The sequence below is a fragment of the Curtobacterium sp. USHLN213 genome (assembly GCF_037144815.1).
In the GTDB taxonomy this organism is placed as follows: Bacteria; Actinomycetota; Actinomycetes; order Actinomycetales; family Microbacteriaceae; genus Curtobacterium.
In genome coordinates this window covers 102,141-120,184 of record NZ_JBBCYQ010000004.1, presented here as the reverse complement: position 1 = coordinate 120,184, position 18,044 = coordinate 102,141, and the positions used below count along the sequence as shown (strand labels likewise).

18 protein-coding genes and 1 tRNA gene are annotated in these 18,044 nt (G+C 70.9%); 12 read left to right on the top strand and 7 right to left on the bottom strand.

Annotation, left to right across the window (positions count from 1 at the left end; all coding sequences use genetic code 11):
• Positions 1 to 11 precede the first annotated feature (11 nt).
• A complete protein-coding gene (gene rlmB / locus WFH25_RS07030; RefSeq protein WP_070417805.1) occupies positions 12 to 1,022 on the top strand; it encodes a 23S rRNA (guanosine(2251)-2'-O)-methyltransferase RlmB in 1,011 nt (336 codons plus the stop codon).
• Positions 1,023 to 1,138: 116 nt separating this feature from the next.
• On the opposite strand, the gene WFH25_RS07025 is transcribed toward rlmB, so the two are convergent.
• Complete coding sequence (locus tag WFH25_RS07025) at positions 1,139 to 2,446, bottom strand: DUF4032 domain-containing protein (RefSeq protein WP_092385133.1); 1,308 nt, start codon at positions 2,444 to 2,446, stop codon at positions 1,139 to 1,141.
• A 96-nt stretch (positions 2,447 to 2,542) separates the two neighbouring features.
• Positions 2,543 to 3,643: an ABC transporter ATP-binding protein gene (locus tag WFH25_RS07020; RefSeq protein WP_070417806.1), complete on the bottom strand. Its 1,101-nt coding sequence runs from the start codon at positions 3,641 to 3,643 to the stop codon at positions 2,543 to 2,545.
• 243 nt (positions 3,644 to 3,886) lie between these two features.
• On the opposite strand from WFH25_RS07020, the gene WFH25_RS07015 reads away from it, so the two are divergent.
• Complete coding sequence (locus tag WFH25_RS07015) at positions 3,887 to 4,831, top strand: DsbA family protein (protein ID WP_336697239.1); 945 nt, start codon at positions 3,887 to 3,889, stop codon at positions 4,829 to 4,831.
• 19 nt (positions 4,832 to 4,850) lie between these two features.
• Here the strand turns inward: WFH25_RS07015 and ypfJ are convergent, their stop codons facing one another.
• Positions 4,851 to 5,750, bottom strand: coding sequence for a KPN_02809 family neutral zinc metallopeptidase (ypfJ, locus tag WFH25_RS07010; RefSeq protein ID WP_336697238.1), 900 nt, complete (start codon positions 5,748 to 5,750; stop codon positions 4,851 to 4,853).
• Between ypfJ and WFH25_RS07005 the strand changes: the two genes are divergently transcribed.
• On the top strand, positions 5,749 to 6,756 hold the full coding sequence (locus tag WFH25_RS07005; protein WP_336697237.1) for a 2-deoxy-5-keto-D-gluconate 6-phosphate aldolase domain-containing protein: 1,008 nt from the start codon (positions 5,749 to 5,751) through the stop codon (positions 6,754 to 6,756). The genes ypfJ and WFH25_RS07005 overlap by 2 nt on opposite strands.
• Positions 6,757 to 6,777: 21 nt before the next feature.
• Here WFH25_RS07005 and WFH25_RS07000 read toward each other — a convergent pair whose 3' ends face one another.
• Entirely contained in the window at positions 6,778 to 7,539 is a 762-nt protein-coding gene (locus tag WFH25_RS07000; protein WP_336697236.1) for an NAD(P)H-hydrate epimerase, read from the bottom strand.
• Between the two features lie 34 nt (positions 7,540 to 7,573).
• Here WFH25_RS07000 and WFH25_RS06995 point away from each other — a divergent pair, with 34 nt between their 5' ends.
• Positions 7,574 to 8,374 (top strand): alpha/beta fold hydrolase, encoded by an 801-nt coding sequence (locus WFH25_RS06995; RefSeq protein WP_336697235.1) that lies wholly within the window; start codon positions 7,574 to 7,576, stop codon positions 8,372 to 8,374.
• Between the two features lie 53 nt (positions 8,375 to 8,427).
• A complete protein-coding gene (locus WFH25_RS06990) occupies positions 8,428 to 9,459 on the top strand; it encodes an aldo/keto reductase (RefSeq protein WP_070417812.1) in 1,032 nt (343 codons plus the stop codon).
• 183 nt (positions 9,460 to 9,642) lie between these two features.
• Here WFH25_RS06990 and WFH25_RS06985 read toward each other — a convergent pair.
• Both WFH25_RS06985 and msrB read right to left on the bottom strand, forming a co-directional pair.
• Positions 9,643 to 9,718 (bottom strand) — tRNA-Thr (locus WFH25_RS06985).
• Positions 9,719 to 9,754: 36 nt separating this feature from the next.
• Positions 9,755 to 10,159, bottom strand: a complete 405-nt coding sequence (gene msrB / locus WFH25_RS06980; RefSeq protein ID WP_070417813.1) for a peptide-methionine (R)-S-oxide reductase MsrB — start codon at positions 10,157 to 10,159, stop codon at positions 9,755 to 9,757.
• Positions 10,160 to 10,216: 57 nt separating this feature from the next.
• Here msrB and WFH25_RS06975 point away from each other — a divergent pair, with 57 nt between their 5' ends.
• The 7 genes from WFH25_RS06975 to WFH25_RS06945 all read left to right on the top strand — a co-directional run bounded on the left by WFH25_RS06975 (position 10,217) and on the right by WFH25_RS06945 (position 16,173).
• Positions 10,217 to 10,690: a GNAT family N-acetyltransferase gene (locus WFH25_RS06975; RefSeq protein ID WP_336697234.1), complete on the top strand. Its 474-nt coding sequence runs from the start codon at positions 10,217 to 10,219 to the stop codon at positions 10,688 to 10,690.
• Positions 10,690 to 11,691: a DUF2332 family protein gene (locus WFH25_RS06970; RefSeq protein WP_336697233.1), complete on the top strand. Its 1,002-nt coding sequence runs from the start codon at positions 10,690 to 10,692 to the stop codon at positions 11,689 to 11,691. The genes WFH25_RS06975 and WFH25_RS06970 overlap by 1 nt, the downstream gene beginning before the upstream one ends.
• 96 nt (positions 11,692 to 11,787) lie before the next feature.
• Positions 11,788 to 12,084 carry a DUF3263 domain-containing protein gene (locus WFH25_RS06965; RefSeq protein WP_229085283.1) on the top strand — a complete coding sequence of 99 codons (297 nt, stop codon included), beginning with the start codon at positions 11,788 to 11,790 and terminating at the stop codon, positions 12,082 to 12,084.
• Positions 12,081 to 12,662, top strand: coding sequence for a LytR C-terminal domain-containing protein (locus tag WFH25_RS06960; protein ID WP_336697232.1), 582 nt, complete (start codon positions 12,081 to 12,083; stop codon positions 12,660 to 12,662). Before WFH25_RS06965 ends, WFH25_RS06960 begins: the two co-directional genes overlap by 4 nt.
• A 203-nt stretch (positions 12,663 to 12,865) precedes the next feature.
• Positions 12,866 to 13,069: a cold-shock protein gene (locus WFH25_RS06955; protein ID WP_022903461.1), complete on the top strand. Its 204-nt coding sequence runs from the start codon at positions 12,866 to 12,868 to the stop codon at positions 13,067 to 13,069.
• Between the two features lie 259 nt (positions 13,070 to 13,328).
• Entirely contained in the window at positions 13,329 to 14,948 is a 1,620-nt protein-coding gene (gene groL / locus WFH25_RS06950; protein WP_070417818.1) for a chaperonin GroEL, read from the top strand.
• A gap of 292 nt (positions 14,949 to 15,240) precedes the next feature.
• Entirely contained in the window at positions 15,241 to 16,173 is a 933-nt protein-coding gene (locus WFH25_RS06945) for an endonuclease domain-containing protein (RefSeq protein WP_336697231.1), read from the top strand.
• Positions 16,174 to 16,277: 104 nt separating this feature from the next.
• On the opposite strand, the gene WFH25_RS06940 is transcribed toward WFH25_RS06945, so the two are convergent.
• Complete coding sequence (locus WFH25_RS06940; protein ID WP_070417820.1) at positions 16,278 to 17,987, bottom strand: sensor histidine kinase; 1,710 nt, start codon at positions 17,985 to 17,987, stop codon at positions 16,278 to 16,280.
• Positions 17,988 to 18,044 lie beyond the last annotated feature (57 nt).

Sequence of the window (18,044 nt, the reverse complement as noted above, 5' to 3'; positions counted from 1 at the left end):
AGGAGAGAGCAATGAAGAACGTCTCGGGCAGCAAGAAGGGACGGCCGGGCGCCGTCCGGACCGGCCGCAAGGGCAACAAGCAGGTCGGCTCCGGCGGCCAGGGCGCGCAGGCGCTCGAGGGCCGCAAGCCCACGCCGAAGGCCGAGGACCGTCCGTACCACCCCGCCGGCAAGCGCAAGGCGGCGAAGGAGCGCTTCGAGGCCGCTCGCGGGCGCCACGGTGCGTCGAGCTCGCCGCAGCAGCGCACCGGTCGTCCGCCGCAGCGGAAGACCGACGACTCCGAGCTGGTCACCGGCCGCAACTCGGTGCTCGAGGCCCTGCGCACGAAGACCCCCTCGACGACGCTGTACATCGCCTCCCGCATCGAGGTCGACGACCGCGTCAAGGAGATCCTCGCGCTCGCCAACCACCGCGGCGTCCCGATCATGGAGATCATGCGTCCGGAGCTCGACCGCATCACGGGGCACGACAGCGTGCACCAGGGCGTCGCGCTCAAGGTCCCGGCGTACGAGTACGCCGTGGCCGAGGACGTCGTCGAGCGGGCGTTCGCCAAGGACGAGGTCCCGCTGCTCGTCGCCCTCGACGGCATCACCGACCCGCGCAACCTCGGTGCGATCATCCGCTCCACCGCGGCCTTCGGCGGCCACGGTGTCGTCGTCCCGCAGCGGCGTTCGGTCGGTGTGACCGCGTCCGCGTGGAAGACCTCGGCCGGTGCGGCCGCCCGGACCCCCGTCGCGATGGCCCCGAACCTCACGCAGACCCTCAAGTCGCTCAAGTCGATGGGCCTGTTCGTCCTCGGCCTCGACGGTGACGGCGACGTGGAACTCGACGGCCTCGAGCTCGCCGACCGTCCGATCGTGATCGTCGTCGGTTCCGAGGGCAAGGGCCTCTCGCGCCTCGTCACCGAGACCTGCGACGCGATCGTCTCGATCCCGATCTCGAGCGCGACGGAGTCCCTGAACGCGGGCATCGCCGCGAGCGTCACCCTGTGGGAGGTCGCCCGGCGCCGTCGCGCCGAGTAGTCGCGCACTTCGTGAGCAGGAATGGTCGCCTCCCGGTTCGGGAGGCGACCATTTCTGCTCACCAAGTCAGGCGCGCGGGCGTGCCCGGGGCGCGTGCCCGGGCGACCCCGCGCCCGTCAGACCCCGGCTCGCCAGTCCTCGACGTCGTCGGGCGACGCCGGCACCGCGTCGTCGACGACCGGGATCGGCAGCGTCATCGACGACGTCGGCGGGTTGATCAGCAGCCGCTCGTCGCGACGGTGCCGGAGCACGTCGTTGATGTACGCGGTCGTCGCCTCGGGGAGCGACACCGAACGCTCTTCTTCCTGCGACATGAACCAGCGGTGCTCGAGCAGCTCGTGGAAGACCTCGGCCGGCTCGAGCCGCCCGCGCAGGTCCCGCGGGATCGAGCGGATCACCGGCTCGAACACCCGCGAGACCCACTCGTGCGCCACCATCTCCTCGTCGAGCAGGTCGCGGCCGTTGCGCGCCCGGTACGAGTCGAGGTCGTTGAGGAGCCGCCGCGCCTGGTTCTCGCCGGCGTCGATCCCGGTGAGGCGCAGGAGCCGTCGCTGGTGGTGTCCCGCGTCGACGACCTTCGGCTGGATACGCACCTGCGACCCGCCCTCGGTCGTGTGGATCGAGAGCTCCTCGATGTCGAACCCGAGCGCGTTGAGCCGTTCGACGCGGTCGTTGATGCGCCAGCGTTCCTTGACGTCGAACTGCTCGGTGCCGGTGAGTTCCTTCCAGAGCGTCCGGTACTGCGCGACGATCCGGTTCGAGACGTCCACGGCGTCGGCGTTCTCGTCGAGTCGACCGCCGGCCTCGAGGTCGAGGAGCTCGCCGGCGATGTTCACGCGCGCGACCTCGAGGTCGTTCTCCCGCTGCCCGTTCGACAGGCCGCCGGGGTAGAGCTTGCCGGTCTCGGCGTCCACCAGGTACGCCGCGAAGGCACCGGCGTCACGTCGGAACAGCGTGTTCGAGAGCGAGACGTCGCCCCAGTAGAAGCCGATGACGTGCAGTCGCACGAGCAGGAGCGCGAGGGCGTCGACCAGGCGGGTGGCCGTCTCGGGCCGCAGCGTCTGCGAGTACAGGGCGCGGTACGGCAGCGAGAAGCGCAGGTGCCGGGTGACGAGCACGGGGTGCAGGGCCTCGCCGTCGGCGCTCACCCGGTTCGTGATCACGGCGACGGGGTCGACGCACGGCACGTCCATGCGCTGCAGGGTGCGGAGCATCTCGTACTCCGAGCGGGCGACCTCTTCGCCGGTCTCCTTCACGGCGACGACGTACCCGCCGAGCTGCACGAACCGCACGAGGTGCCGCGAGATGCCCTTCGGGAGCGCGACGATCGTCTCGTCCGGCCAGTCCGCCAGTGGGAGGTCCCACGGCAGGTCGAGGAGTCCGGGGTCGACGGTTGCGGCGGTGATGGACATCGAGTCGGGCACGGTTGGTTCCTCTGGTACGTGTGCGACGGACGGGAGGCGGGGGGGGGCGGGGGGCCCCCCCCCCCCCCCCCCCCCTCCTGTGGGGACCTTCCAGCGTTACGCGCTGACGACGGCCTTGTCGTCGAGCCGCTCGCCCGACTCGGTGTCGAAGGCGTGCACGTGGCCCTGCTTCGGCGTGACGACGATCGTGTCACCGATCGACGGGTGCGAACGCCCGTCGACGCGGGCGACGATGTCGACGCGCGAACCCTTGACGTCGGCGTGACCGTACAGGTAGCCGTCGGCGCCGAGCTCCTCGACCACGTCGACCGTGACCGGCAGGCCCTCGCCCGACTGCGCCACGATGACGTCCTCGGGGCGGATGCCGACCGTGATGTTCCCGGAACGCGCGTTGGAGAGCGTGTCGCGGTCGATGGGGTGGTTGAGCGAACCGAACTTGATGCCGCCCTCGACCACGTCGGCCGGGAGGAGGTTCATCGCCGGCGAGCCGATGAAGCCCGCGACGAAGACGTTGTTCGGCTTCTCGTAGAGGTCGCGCGGCGAGCCGACCTGCTGCAGGATGCCGTCCTTGAGCACCGCGATGCGGTCACCCATGGTGAGCGCCTCGGTCTGGTCGTGCGTGACGTAGACCGTGGTGACGCCGAGACGACGCTGCAGCGAGGCGATCTGGGTGCGGGTCTGGACGCGGAGCTTGGCGTCGAGGTTCGACAGCGGCTCGTCCATGAGGAACACCTGCGGCTGACGGACGATCGCGCGGCCCATCGCGACGCGCTGACGCTGACCACCGGAGAGCGCCTTCGGCTTGCGGCCGAGGTACTGCTCGAGGTCGAGGAGCTTCGCGGCTTCCTGCACGCGGGTGGCGCGCTCGTCCTTGCCGACGCCGGCGATCTTGAGCGCGAAGCCCATGTTCTCGGCGACGGTCATGTGCGGGTACAGCGCGTAGTTCTGGAACACCATCGCGATGTCGCGGTCCTTCGGCGGGACGTCCGTGACGTCGCGGTCGCCGATGCGGATCGAGCCGGAGTTGACCTCTTCGAGGCCGGCCAGCATGCGCAGGGACGTGGACTTGCCACAGCCCGAGGGGCCGACGAGGACGAGGAACTCGCCGTCGGCGACGTCCAGGTCGAGGGAGTCGACCGCGGGACGGTTGCCTCCGGGGTAGAGACGGGTTGCCTTGTCATAGGTGACGGACGCCATGAGCGTTCGGTCCTTCCTTCACCGGCAGGTACGTGCCGGACGATCCGAGTGAAGCGGTTGCCCGTGGGGGCCCCGGATGGTCGCCGTCGACCATCGAGGTTCATACAACACGATCTGCCCCGGGAGCGCCAGTGCTCACACCGGGTTGGGTGGTTCCCATCGGGTCCCGGTACGATCGGCGGGTCCGTCCGGCCTGCCGGGGGAAGCCGTACGGACGACGACCAACGTGAGGACACTCGACGCATGACCAACCGCCCCGAGGGTGACGCCCGCGCCGCGCGGAACGAACGACGCGAAGCCGCACGACAGCGCGCCCAGCGTGCCCGCACCCAGCAGAAGCGCCGCCAGCGCGGACTCCGACTCGGCCTGCAGATCGGCATCGGCGTCGTCCTGCTCGCCGCAGCGACCGTCGTGACACTCGTCCTCGTCGACTCCGTGCAGCCCGCGGGCCCCGGCCCGGCGAACACCTCGCAGGGCGGCATCACGATCGGGCAGGACCTCAAGGCGGTCACGGCGTCCTCGCAGTCGCCCGCGCCGACCTCGACGGACGCCGCCGGCTCGGTGCGCATCACGATGTACGTCGACTACCTCTGCCCGATCTGCGGCCAGTTCGAGGACGCGAACGGCGAGTACATCCAGAACCTCGTCGACTCCGGTGCGGCGACGGTGGACATCCACCCGATCGCGATCCTCTCGAACCGGTCGCAGGGCACGAAGTACTCGCTCCGTGCCGCGAACGCCGCCGCCTGCGTCGCGGACAGCTCGCCGGACCAGTTCTTCGCCGTCAACCAGGCGCTGTTCGCGAAGCAGCCGGAGGAGGGCACCGCCGGGTTGACCGATGCGCAGCTGACCAAGGTCGTCACGGGCGTGGACGGGCTGCAGAAGCGGTCGACGATCACGAAGTGCATCGAGGACCAGACCTTCAGCAAGTGGATCGACGAGCGGACCACCGCGGTGACCGGCGGCGACATCCCCGGGTCGACGCTCGAGGAGTTCCCCGGAACGCCCCTCGTGCTCGTGAACGGGCAGCGCTACGAGCTCACCTCGCCGATCACGAACGACGACTTCCGGACCTTCGTGGTGACGGCTGCCGGCGCGAGCGACGCCACCCCGACGCCGACGCCCACGCCCACGCCGAGTGCCACCCCGACCCGGTCCGCGACGCCGAGCGCCTCGCCGTCCAACTGACCCGGGCTGCTGACCCGGACTACAGGGACGAACCCGGCACGCTGAACGTGTCGCACGCCGTCGCGCCGCGCTGGTAGCCCCGCAGGAACCAGTTCTGGCGCTGCTCGCTCGACCCGTGGGTGAACGAGTCCGGGTCGACCCGACCGCTCGAGCGCTCCTGGATGCTGTCGTCGCCGACGGCGCTCGCGGCGGACAGTGCGTCCTCGATCTCGGCACGCGTGATCGGCTCGAAGAAGGTCTCGCCGTTCGCGTCCTTCGTGGTCGCGGCGTCGCCGACCCAGGCGCCCGCGTAGCAGTCCGCCTGCAGCTCGACGCGGACGCTGCCGGACGACGCACCGGTCCCGGAGCGGTCGGTGTTCGCGAAGGCACCCTGGAGCTGCTGGATGTGGTGGCCCCACTCGTGCGCCACGACGTACATCTGCGCGAGCGGCCCGCCGGAGGAGCCGTACTCCGACTGCAGGTCGTCGTAGAACGCGGTGTCGAGGTAGATCGCCCGGTCCGGCGGGCAGTAGAACGGGCCGGTCGCCGCCGATGCCTGGCCGCACGAGGTGCTCGTCGAGCCGTCGAACAGGTAGAAGTCCGGCGACGTGTACGTGATGCCGAGCTTCCTGGCCTCGGCCGTCCAGTAGCCGTCCAGCGACTCGGCCGCGCCCTCCATCCGGCAGTCGATCTTCAGGTTGGCGTCACGACCGGTCCGGCACTCGGCGGCTGCGTCGACCGACTCGCCCTGCTGCTGGATCTGCGTCGTCCCGCTGTCGCCGAGGAGCGCGCCGAGGTCGAGGTCGCCGCCGGTGAAGACGTTGATGAGCAGCACCACGATCGCGCCGACACCGACGACACCGCCACCCGCGACCGCCGCAGTGCGCCCGCGCCGCTTGACCTTCCCGCCCTTGAGCTGCGAGTCGTCGTTGAACGTCATGCCCCGAATGTACGGGTGGGCGGTGCTCGGTGCCCGCATCGGCGGGAGGAGTAGACCGGACGACGTGCCCGTCCTCGACGAATCCCACCCCCTCTTCCTCTTCGCGATGGACCAGCGGTCCTCGCTCCTCGAGCACACCTACGACGAGTCTGGCGGTGAGCCGCTCGACGACGCCGAGGCCGAGCGCGTGCGCGCCGGCAAGCAGCTCGTCTACCGCGGCGTCCTCACGGCACTCGCGGCCGGTGCGTCCCGCGAGCGGACCGGCGTCCTCGTCGACGAGCGCTACGGCGCCGACGTCGCCCGGCTCGTCAAGGAGGCCGGCCTCCAGCTCGCGATGCCGATCGAGCGGTCGGGCCGGGAGTGGTTCGAGCTCGAGTACGGCGAGGACTGGATCGCGCACGTGGACGCCTTCGACCCGGACTGGGTGAAGGTGCTCGTGCGCGACAACCCCGACTTCGACGCGGAGCGCCGCGAGCGGCAGGCATCGGAGCTCGCCGACATCGCGGGCGTGCTGCACGGCGCCGGTCGGCCGTTCCTGGTCGAACTGCTCGTCCCGGCGACCGACGAGCAGCGGGCATCGGTCGAGGACTACGACCGCGACCTCCGACCGGACCTCGTCGTGCAGGTCATCGAGTACCTGCAGGACCACGGGGTCGAGGCGGACGTGTGGAAGCTCGAGGGCCTCGACGAGCGCGCGGACGCGGAACGGGTCGTCCGGACCGTGCGTCGCGGTGGCCGGGACGCGGTGCAGTGCATCGTCCTCGGACGGGACGCCCCCGAGGACCAGCTCGACCACTGGCTGCGCACCGCCGCCGGGGTGGACGGGTTCGTCGGGTTCGCCATCGGTCGCAGCAACTGGGAGGAACCGCTCGAGGACGTCGTCCGCGAACACCTCGACACCGAGGCCGCCGAGGGACTCATCGCGGCGAACTACCGCCACTTCGTCGACACCTGGCTCGAGGCCCGCCCGGGCATCGAGCACGGCGTGGACGCCGGCGCGGTCTGACCCGGGGTCCGAGCCCGGGTCTCAGGTGCGGACCAGCGGCTCCACGCCCGCCAGGTCCGCACCGATCCCGACGTCGACGAGCTCGATCCGCCCGGCGAGGCTCGCGCCCGGTCCGCGGAGCAGCCCGGCCTTCACCCCGCCGAACGTCACCGTGACGTCCGCCTGCAGCACGTGGTCGTCCGCGATCGCCCCGGTGTCGACGTCGATGCCGCTCGGCACGTCGACCGCCACGACGAACGGTGCACGCTGGTCGCGTGCGAGCTGACGGATCGCCGCGACGACCTCGCGCGCCGGAGAGCGGAGCGCGGACGCGCCGTGCACGCCGATGCCGAGGATCCCGTCGAGCGCCAGGTCCGTCTCGAGCGCCGCGTCGGTCGCGACGGCGGCCAGGCGCGCAGCGTCATCCCGGGAGGCCGCTGCGAGGAGGTCCGCGGCCGGACGGACCGACCCGGTGTCGGACGGGCGGTCCAGGAGGCGCGCCCCGGCGTCCAGCGCCGCTGCCAGGCCCGCCCCGTGGACGCGTGAGCCGACGCGCAGCACCGTCACGCGCCTCCCGTCCGCCGCCAGGCGTGCCCCCGCGAACAGCGCGTCACCACCGTTGTCGCCGCTGCCCACCAGCAGCAGGACCGATCCCGGTCCGTCAGCCGGACGCACGGCCGGGTCGTCGAGCAGTCCGCCGACGATCCGCGCCAGCCCGTCCGCCGCACGCTGCATGAGCGGTTCGCCCGCGTCGAGGTGCGGCCGCTCCGCCGCCCGGATCTGATCGCCGCCGTAGCCGTCCATGGCGACCACAGTGCCCCGGTAGCCTGGAGGCGACATGTCACTCGTCCCCGTAGCACCCCGTCCCCGCGTCGTGATGTCCCCGGACGGGCTGAAGATCGCGACCTACGACTTCGGCGACCCCGAGGCGCCGGCGGTCGTCGCCGTGCACGGGTTCGCCTCCGGCGCGCTGCTGAACTGGCACGCCTCCGGGTGGACGCGCGACCTCGTCCGCGCCGGGTACCGCGTCGTCGCGCTCGACCAGCGCGGGCACGGCGCCTCGTCGAAGCCGCACGACCCGTCCGCGTACTCCATGGAGCTCCTCGTCGCGGACGTCGTCAGCGTGATCGACACCTACCTGCTCGACGACGTCGCGTACCTCGGGTACTCGCTCGGCGCCCGCGTCGGCTGGCACACCGCCGAGCAGCTCCCCGACCGGATCACCCGTGCGGTGTTCGGCGGCATCCCCGACGCCGACCCGATGCGGCGCGTGCGGGTCGACCAGGCGAAGGCACACCTCGCCCACGGCACCCCGATCGAGGACCGCGTGACGAACGGTTACCTGACGATGGCCGCCGGCGTCGAGGGGAACGACCTCGGCGCGCTCGTGGCGATGGTCGAGGGGATGCGGGGCAGCATCGAGCCGACGCCGTCGAACGCGCCCGCGCAGCCCGTGCTGATGGCCGCGGGCAGCGAGGACGGCATCAAGGACAGTGCCGTGCGGCTCGCGGCGGCGGCCCCGGACGCCTCGTTCTTCGAGATCCCGGGCCGGAACCACTTCAACGCGCCGACGTCGCGCGACTTCCGCCAGGCCGCGATCACGTTCCTGACCGAGACCGCCGTGTCCGACCAGCGCTGACGGGTACTGCCAGGTCCTCGTTGTCCCCGGTGGTCGCGCGTACCGTCCCGGCCATGGACTACAGACTCCTCGGCAACAGCGGGACATCGGTGTCGACGCTGACCCTCGGCACCATGACCTTCGGCAGCGAAGCCGACGAACCCACCTCGCACACCATCATCGACACGTTCGTCGCCGCCGGCGGCACGCTCATCGACACGGCGGACGTCTACTCCGGCAACGAGTCCGAGCGCATCATCGGCCGCTGGCTCGCCGCGCACCCGACCGAGGCACAGCAGGTCGTCCTCGCCACCAAGGGGCGCTTCCCGCAGGGCGACGGGCCGAACGACCTCGGGCTGTCCCGTCGGCACCTCCGGGTCGCCCTCGACGCCTCGCTCGAGCGGCTCGGCGTCGAGCACATCGACCTGTACCAGATGCACGCGTGGGACGCCCTCACCCCGATCGAGGAGACCCTGCGCTTCCTCGACGACGCCGTGTCCGCGGGCAAGATCGGCTCCTACGGGTTCTCGAACTACCTCGGGTACCAGATCACGAAGGCCGTGTACGAGGCGAAGGGCCACGGGTGGGCCCCGCCCGTGACGCTGCAGCCGCAGTACAACCTGCTCGTCCGCGACATCGAGCACGAGATCGTCCCCGCCTGCCTCGACGCCGGCATCGGCCTGCTGCCCTGGTCGCCCCTCGCCGGCGGCTGGCTCTCCGGCAAGTACCAGCGCGACGAGGCCCCCAGCGGCGCGACCCGGCTCGGCGAGAACCCGGCGCGCGGGATGGAGGCGTGGGAGGCACGGAACGGCGACGAGCGCACCTGGGCCGTCCTCGACGCGGTGTCGGACATCGCCGATGCGCACGGTGCCTCGCGGTCGCAGGTCTCCCTGGCGTGGCTCCTCGCCCGACCGGCCGTGACGAGCGTCATCCTCGGTGCCCGGACGGTCTCGCAGCTCGAGGACAACCTCGGTGCCGCCGACCTCGTCCTCGACGACGCCGAGCTCGCACGGCTCACCGAGGTCAGCGCGCCGCGCATCGACGACTACCCGTACGGCACCGCGGGCGTCGCGCAGCGCGAGCGGAAGATCACCGGGGGCCGCTGAGCGTTCGCTGTCCGACGGGTGCGGCTTTCCGCGAGCTTGACCAGGGATGTGGACACCGTGTTCGGTGCGGTGTCACCATCGCTGCACGACCGGCTGGTTACCGCGTCGAGCGCTCGGAACGCCCCCTGATCCGTGTTCCACGCGCCGAAGGCCCCGGGTGTTCCCACCCGGGGCCTTCGCACGTGGGGCCGGCAGCGGGACTCGAACCCGCAACCCCCGTATTACAAGTACGGTGCGCTACCAATTGCGCCATGCCGGCTGACGCGCCCATCCTAGCGGCGGACGCGCCGGGGCCTCACTCGCTCTTCTCGGAGAAGTTCAGCGAGATCGAGTTCATGCAGTAGCGGTCACCCGTCGGCGTGCCGAACCCGTCGGGGAACACGTGGCCGAGGTGCGAGCCGCAGTTCGCGCAGCGGACCTCGGTGCGTGCCATGCCGAGGGAGTTGTCCTCGAGCAGCTGCACCGCGTCGGGGTCGACCGACTCGTAGAACGACGGCCAGCCGCAGCCGGAGTCGAACTTCGTGCCGCTCTTGAACAGCTCCGCGCCGCACGCCGCACAGGTGTAGACACCGGCGCGCTCCTCGTCGAGGAGGTCACCCGTCCACGGGCGCTCCGTACCGGCCTGCCGGAGGACGGCGTACTGGTCCGGGGAGAGCTCCTCGCGCCACTGGGCGTCGGACTTGTCGACGTTGTATGCCATTGTTTCCTCCTGCTCCTGTCGCCGTTGCTGGACGACCACTTCGGTAAACTCGCGACGATGTCCGAACATTCCGTGCACCACGCCCGTTGGGACCGTCTGACGACGGACGAACTGTACGGCATCGTGGTGCTCCGGAACCGCGTGTTCGCACTGGAACAACGCGTCACGGCCGAGGACTTCGACGGCCGTGACCGTGAAGCGGACACCGAGCACTGGTGGTTCGGCACCGACGACCGAGCGGTTGGGTACCTGCGGCTCATCCGACCCGCACCGGACGAGGTCCACCCGGACGGTTCGGCAGCACCCGCCTGGGTGATCGGCCGGGTCGCCACCGACCCCGGACACCGCGGGAGCGGGATCGCGGGTCGCCTCGTCGCCGCGGTGCTCGATGCGCACGGGCACGAGCCGTTCGTCCTGCACGCCCAGGAGTACGTCGCCGGACTCTACGAGCGCCACGGCTTCGTCCGCTTCGGAGCACCCTACGACGAGGCCGGCATCCGTCACGTCGGCATGCACCGTCCCGGTCGCTGATGGACACACGGGAGCGGTACGCCGCCTACGCGGAGCGCATCGCGGGCGTCTCACCGTCCTACGCCGCGTGGGCGCGGTCGCTGGACGACGGCACGGTGTCCGTGCTCGACACTGTCCCGGAGTCGAAGCGGCAGCCGGAGCTCCTCTTCGCGGTCGCCCGTCGCCTGGGCGCCGATCCGGCGGATCCCGGTGCGCTGCGCGCGCTGGTCCAGGAGGCGCGACCCGCCCTGGTCGCCGCCCTCGCCTCCGCCACGGTGCAGGCCAACGACCCCAGACGCCTGGCCCCGGTGGTCCCGCTGTTCGCGGCGCTCGCCGCGCGGGTCGGGCGGCCGCTCGGCCTGGTCGATGCGGGGGCGGCGGCGGGGCTGTGCTCGATCCCGGACCGGGTGACGCTCGACTACGTCGTCGGGGCGGGGTCCGCGGTCGTCCGGATGCACACGGCCTCCGTCGAGCCCGGCCTGCACCTCGTCGCGGAGGCCAGCGGCGCGGTGCCGGCACCGGCAGCGGGTCCGATCGAGGTCCGGGCGCGGGTGGCCCTCGACCCGAACCCGATCGACCTCGCCGGGCCCGCGGCGTTCGACCGGCTCGTCGAGGCCGTCCCGCCCGAGGCGACGGACCGCACCGCCCTGATGCGCGAGGCTGCGCGTGCGACGCTCGCCGCGCCTCCCGTCCGCATCCGGGGCACCCTGCCTGGCGACCTCGACCGCGCACTGGAGGCCCTGCCGGACGACGTCGTGCCCGTCGTCCTGACGAGCGGGACCCTCGTGTACGTCCCCGGCGCGGACCGCCAGCGGTTCGTCGACCGGGTGCGCGAGCTGGGCGTGCACTGGATCGCGCTGGAACGCACGGGGATCCTCAGCGGAGTCGCCGCGACCCTGCCGGACGACGTCGACCCGGCGGATCCGGACGCGTTCGCGACCGCGTCGCTCGACGGTGTGGCCCTGGCCGTCTCGGACCCGTTCGGGGTCCGCGTCCGGTGGTTGGCCGATCCGAACCTGTGACCGGTCTTCGCGACAGTCCAGCGGCGTGCCAGGGTGCGGATGACCTCCACCCCTACGATGTGCGAGACCCGTTCCCCCACCGTGATCGGAACCGCAGTGACCGCCACACCCGTCGAGCTCGACGAGCTCGCCAAGCACGTGCTCGCGTTCGAGCACGACCGGGCACGGCACGACCGCACGAAGGAAGCGGAGATCCGGGTCGAGTTCGACATGTCGCCCGCTCGGTACTACCAGGTGCTGAACCGTGTGATCGACTCGCCCGCGGCGCTCGCGTACGACCCGCAGCTGGTCTCCCGGCTGCAGCGGCTCCGGTACGCGCGCACCAGTGCCCGGGCAGCGCGCAGCTTCGTCGCGCCCGGTGCAGCTCCCGAAGGACGTGAAGAGGAACGATGACGACGAGATACCCCCGAGACCGGTTCGACGACGTCGCCGACGGCCCCCGGGTCGGGGCGCACCGCGGTGCGCAGCGGCGTGGGCGCGGGTGGATCGCGTTCGCGTGGGCGGCGCTCGCCACCGGTGTCATCGTGGGGGTCTGCGTCGTCGCCCTCGCGCTCCTGAACGGCAGCTACTCGTTCACCGGCTCGGCATCGCCGTCGGCTTCGGCATCGGCATCGGCGTCCGCATCGGCGGCGCCGTCGTCGTCCGCGTCATCGTCGGCGTCGCAGGCACCGGCCGCGGGGACCCCGGCCGACCAGGGTGCGACGTCGCTCGTCGTGCTGAACGGCACGTCGACGACCGGCCTCGCGGCGAAGGGCAGCGCGGCGCTGACCTCGGCCGGGTGGAAGGTGACGTCGACGGGGGACGCCGGCACGACCGGGGCGACCTCGACGATCGTGTACTACCAGCAGGCCGCCCAGGCCGCCGTGGCACAGGGCATCGCGAAGTCGCTCGGCACGACCGCGGTGCAGCAGTCGGCGGCGTTCCCGAACGCCGACATCAGCGTCGTGCTGGGCGCGGACTACGCCGGCTGATCGTTCCCGGCGCATTCCTGGTCGCGTTCTCCGGTTCGTGGTGCGCGCATTTGTGACGGCCGTGTTTCGAGCACGTTGATTCTTGTCGGAATCGACGTGAAACAACGTCACACCTCTTGCCCTGTCGGCATTGTTCGGTAAGAGTCTCCCCAAGACGGCGACTACGCCGTCCGCACCAGCACCACCGCAGGGAGCAAGAGATCATGGCCAACGGAACCGTGAAGTGGTTCAACGCCGAGAAGGGCTTCGGCTTCATCACCGTCGATGGAGGGGGCCAGGACGTGTTCGTGCACTACTCGGCAATCGACATGTCGGGGTACAAGGTCCTCGAGGAGGGCCAGGCAGTGACGTTCGACGTCGGCACCGGGTCGAAGGGGCCGCAGGCCGAATCGGTCCGTCCCGCCTGACCCGGCAACCACCTCGCGAACGCGCCGTCCCGTCCGGGGCGGCGCGTTCGTCCGTGTGCGGCGACCGGCGTTCGTCGCTTCCGTCCCTCGTGTCGGTGCGTTCGTCGCTCGTGTCGGTGCGTGTCCTGGGAACTCGAGCCGCGCCTCCTGGCGGTGTTGCACTCGACCCCTGCGAGTGCCAGAATCGGCGTTGGCACTCGCTCACGCTGAGTGCCAGCACGACCCCCATGACGACGTCCGGGAGGGACGAGAAACTCACATGGCTAAGATCATTGCTTTCGACGAGGAGGCCCGCCGTGGCCTCGAGCGCGGCCTGAACATCCTGGCTGACGCCGTGAAGGTGACGCTCGGCCCGCGCGGCCGCAACGTCGTCCTCGAGAAGAAGTGGGGCGCCCCCACGATCACGAACGACGGTGTCTCCATCGCCAAGGAGATCGAGCTCGACGACCCGTACGAGAAGATCGGTGCGGAGCTCGTCAAGGAGGTCGCCAAGAAGACCGACGACGTCGCCGGTGACGGCACGACCACCGCGACCGTCCTCGCCCAGGCCCTCGTCCGCGAAGGCCTCCGCAACGTCGCCGCCGGTGCCGACCCCGTGTCGCTCAAGCGCGGCATCGAGAAGGCCGTCGCCGCCGTCTCCGACCAGCTCCTCGCCAACGCGAAGGACATCGAGACCAAGGACCAGATCGCCGCGACCGCGTCGATCTCGGCCGCTGACCCGACCATCGGCGCGCTCATCGCCGAGGCCATCGACAAGGTCGGCAAGGAAGGTGTCGTCACCGTCGAGGAGTCGAACACCTTCGGCACCGAGCTCGAGCTCACCGAGGGCATGCGCTTCGACAAGGGCTACCTGTCGCAGTACTTCGTGACCGACCCCGAGCGTCAGGAAGCCGTCTTCGAGGACGCCTACATCCTGATCGTCAACTCGAAGATCTCGAACATCAAGGACCTCCTGCCGGTCGTCGACAAGGTGATCCAGGCGGGCAAGCAGCTCCTGATCATCGCCGAGGACGTCGACGGCGAGGCCCTGGCCACGCTCGTCGTGAACAAGATCCGCGGCATCTTCAAGTCCGTCGCCGTCAAGGCCCCGGGCTTCGGCGACCGTCGCAAGGCCATGCTGCAGGACATCGCGATCCTCACCGGCGGCCAGGTCATCTCGGAAGAGGTCGGCCTCAAGCTGGAGAACGCGACGCTCGACCTGCTCGGCAAGGCCCGCAAGGTCATCATCACCAAGGACGAGACGACCATCGTCGAGGGTGCCGGCGACGAAGAGCAGATCGCGGGCCGTGTCCGTCAGATCCGCTCCGAGATCGAGGCGACCGACTCCGACTACGACCGCGAGAAGCTCCAGGAGCGCCTCGCGAAGCTCGCCGGTGGCGTGGCCGTCATCAAGGCCGGTGCCGCGACCGAGGTCGAGCTCAAGGAGCGCAAGCACCGCATCGAGGACGCCGTCCGGAACGCGAAGGCCGCTGTCGAAGAGGGCATCGTCGCCGGTGGTGGCGTCGCCCTCATCCAGGCGTCCGTCGTGCTCGACACCCTCGAGCTCGAGGGCGACGAGGCGACCGGTGCGAACATCGTCCGCGTCGCGATCGACGCGCCGCTCAAGCAGATTGCGCTGAACGCCGGTCTCGAGCCGGGTGTCGTCGCCGCCAAGGTCCGCGAACTCGAGTCGGGTCACGGCCTCAACGCCGCGACCGGTGAGTACGTCGACCTCGTCGCCGCGGGCATCATCGACCCGGCCAAGGTCACGCGCTCGGCGCTGCAGAACGCTGCGTCGATCGCCGGTCTGTTCCTCACGACCGAGGCCGTCGTCGCCGACAAGCCCGAGCGCACCCCTGCTGCTCCGGCCGGCGACCCGACGGGTGGCATGGACTTCTAAGCAGTCCTGACGGAAGGGCCTCGCACGCTGCGCGTGCGGGGCCCTTCCGCGTGCGTGGGGTGCGTGCGTGCGGGCGGCGGGCGGCGGGCGCCGGCGGGGCGCCGAGCGGGCGAAATACGTCACGCTCGCCGATTCCCGGCGGCACCTACCGCCCGCTCCGCGAACCACGCGCGGCGTGTCCTGCCCGCTCAGTCTCGAGACTGTTCCCGCACAGGAGGCGCGGCTCGGCGGTTCTCCACAGGTCGCCTCCCGAAGATCCTCCGTTGGGCACCTCTTGGCGACGATGGTGCGCATGCGCGACGCACATCCCCTTCCGGTTCCGTTCCAGTACGCCCCGTTCCGCGTTCGGGACGCGCTTGCGCGGGACATCCCCGCGGGTCGACTCCGGCGTCGTGACCTCGAGTCGCCCGTCCACGGTGTGCGCGCTCGTGCCGGTTCGACCGTCAGTCGGATCGACGCGATCGCGGTGGTGCTCCGAGCCGACCAGCACTTCAGCCACACCAGTGCGGCATCGATCTGGGGCGCACCGTTGCCGTCGGCTGCTCGCAACGGCCCGGTGCACGTCACCTCGGCGTCGGACAACGCCATGCGGCGCACCGGAGTGGTGGGGCACCGGTCGGCATCGACGGACGTCCGACTGCACTGTGGCAAACGGGTGAGCGCACCGGCGCAGATGTGGTTCGAGTGTGCCTCGCTGCTCGAACTCGCCGACCTGGTGGTGATCGGTGATCACCTCGTTGGTCGGAGCGGACTCGCGACCATCGATGAGCTCGCCGAGGCGATCCGACCTGGGGCACGAGCATCTCGGACAGCGCGTGCTGCGCTGGAGCTGATCCGTGTCGGAGCGGAGTCAGCGATGGAGACCCGCGTCCGTCTCGCCGTCGTCGACGCGGGGTTCCCCGAGCCGGAGCTCAACCTCGACGTCCTCGACGGTGCTGGCAAGTTCCTCGGACGCGTCGACATGGCCTGGCCGGAGTACCGCATCGCCCTCGAGTACGACGGTGACCACCACCGGGAGCGCGAGACCTTCCACCACGACCAGCGTCGCCGGAACGGCTTCGAGGTGAACGGCTGGCTCGTGATCCACGTCACCGCTGCCGATGCCGCTCGTCCAGCGGTCATGTTCGAGCGACTGCGTCAGGCCTTCGCGTTGCGAGTGGGCAGGACACGCGGCCAGTCGACCGCCGACCGGGCGGTTCGTGCCGGTCTGGAGCGTCGAACGTGACAGATAGTGCCCGCTCGGGGCGGGCGTCGGGGCGGGCGTCGGGGCGACCGCCGGCGCGGGCGGGCAGGCGTGGGTGCGGCGGGCGGGCGGCACGCCCGCGGGCGTCACGCGCCGGCGGGCGCGGGGGCGGCGTAGTCGCGGGGGAGCAGGGGGAGCCACACGCGGAAGGTCGCGCCGCCGCCCTCGGTGTCGAACACCTCGACCGAACCGTGGTGCGCCGCGACGATGCCCGAGACGATCGCGAGCCCGAGGCCCGAGCCGCCGGTGTCCCGTGCGCGCGAGGTGTCGGCGCGCCAGAAGCGCTGGAAGATCTTGTCGCGCAGCTGCGGCGGGATGCCCTCGCCGTGGTCGATCACGTCGATGTGCGCCATCCCACGCTCGTCGTCCACGCCGATGCCGATCTCGATCGGGTCGTCGTGCTCCGTGAAGCGCATGGCGTTGCCCATGAGGTTCGTGACGATCTGGCGGATCTTGTTCTCCTCCGCCAGGACGATCGGCGGCCGCTTCGGCAGCACGACGGTGGGCAGCGGGGTGGTCTCGTCGGTGGGGGCAGCCGTGCCGTCGACACCCATCGCGCGGGTGCGGCGGGCGCGGAGTCGCGCGATCGTCTGGCGCGAGAACGCGATCGGGCCGGTCGTGTTCGCGGACGTCGGCGATGCCGGGGGCCCGTCGCCGGAACCGGGGGCCGAGGCAGGAGCTGACGCCGGACGGACCGCGTGCGGCACGCTCTCGCCGGTCACCGAGTCCTCGACGAGCACCTGGATCTCGCGGTCGGGGTTCGACGCCATCGTGTCGAGCGCGGAGTCACGGGCGATGGCGACGAGGTCGACCGGGCCGAGCTCGAGCGGCTTCGACTCGTCGATGCGGGCGAGCTGCAGCAGGTCCTGCACGAGGAGGCCCATGCGCTGGGCTTCCTTCTCGATGCGCTCCATCGCCTGGGCGACGTCCTCTTCCTTGCGGAGCGCGCCCATCCGGTAGAGCTCGGCGTACCCGCGGAGCGACACGAGGGGCGTGCGGAGCTCGTGGGAGGCGTCCCCGACGAACCGACGCATCTGGTCGATGGTGCGCTGCCGGTCCTCGAACGCGGAGTCGATGCGCTCGAGCATGGAGTTGAGGGACCGGTTCAGTCGACCGACCTCGGTGTTGGGGGTGTCGGCTTCGAGGCGCTGGTTGAAGTCACCGGCGGCGAACCGGGCAGCGGTGTCCTCGACGTCGCGCAGGGGGTCGAACGTCGCCGTCACGAGGAGCCGCGTGAGCATGGCGCCGAGCAGGATCACCGAGGCACCGAAGCTCAGGAAGATGGCGGTGAATCGCAGGACGGTCTGGTCGGTGTCGGCGCTCGACACCGCGACCAGGACGTACCCGGCCTGCGTGGTGCCGGTCGACTGGTCCTGCAGCGATGCCGGGATGACCTGCGCACGCCACTCGTGGTTGTGCTGGCTGTCGTACAGCGAGAAGCGCGAACTGGTCTGCGCCGCGGAGGAGAAGTCGAGCTCGTGGATGTCGGGGCGGCTCGACGCCGGGGTCTGGCAGATCTGCTTGCCGGCGGAGTCGTAGGCGGCGACGTACGCGCTCTGCGAGAGGACGACGGAGAGCTTGCAGTACTGCTCACCGTCGCTGATGTTCTGACCCTCGAGCTGTTCCGTCGTCTGACGGACGTTGTTGTCCAGCTGGGCCATGAGGTACGTCGACAGCACCGTCATCGTTCCGAGCCCCGCGACGAGCAGTCCGAGCGCCACCAGGAGCACCGTGATCCCGGTGATCTTGGTGCGCAGGGAGATCCCGTCCCACCAGCGGCTCATTCGCGTGTGCATGCTGCCCCAACGATAGACAGCGGTCGCCCGGTGAAACCGGACGACCGCCGTGAAGAC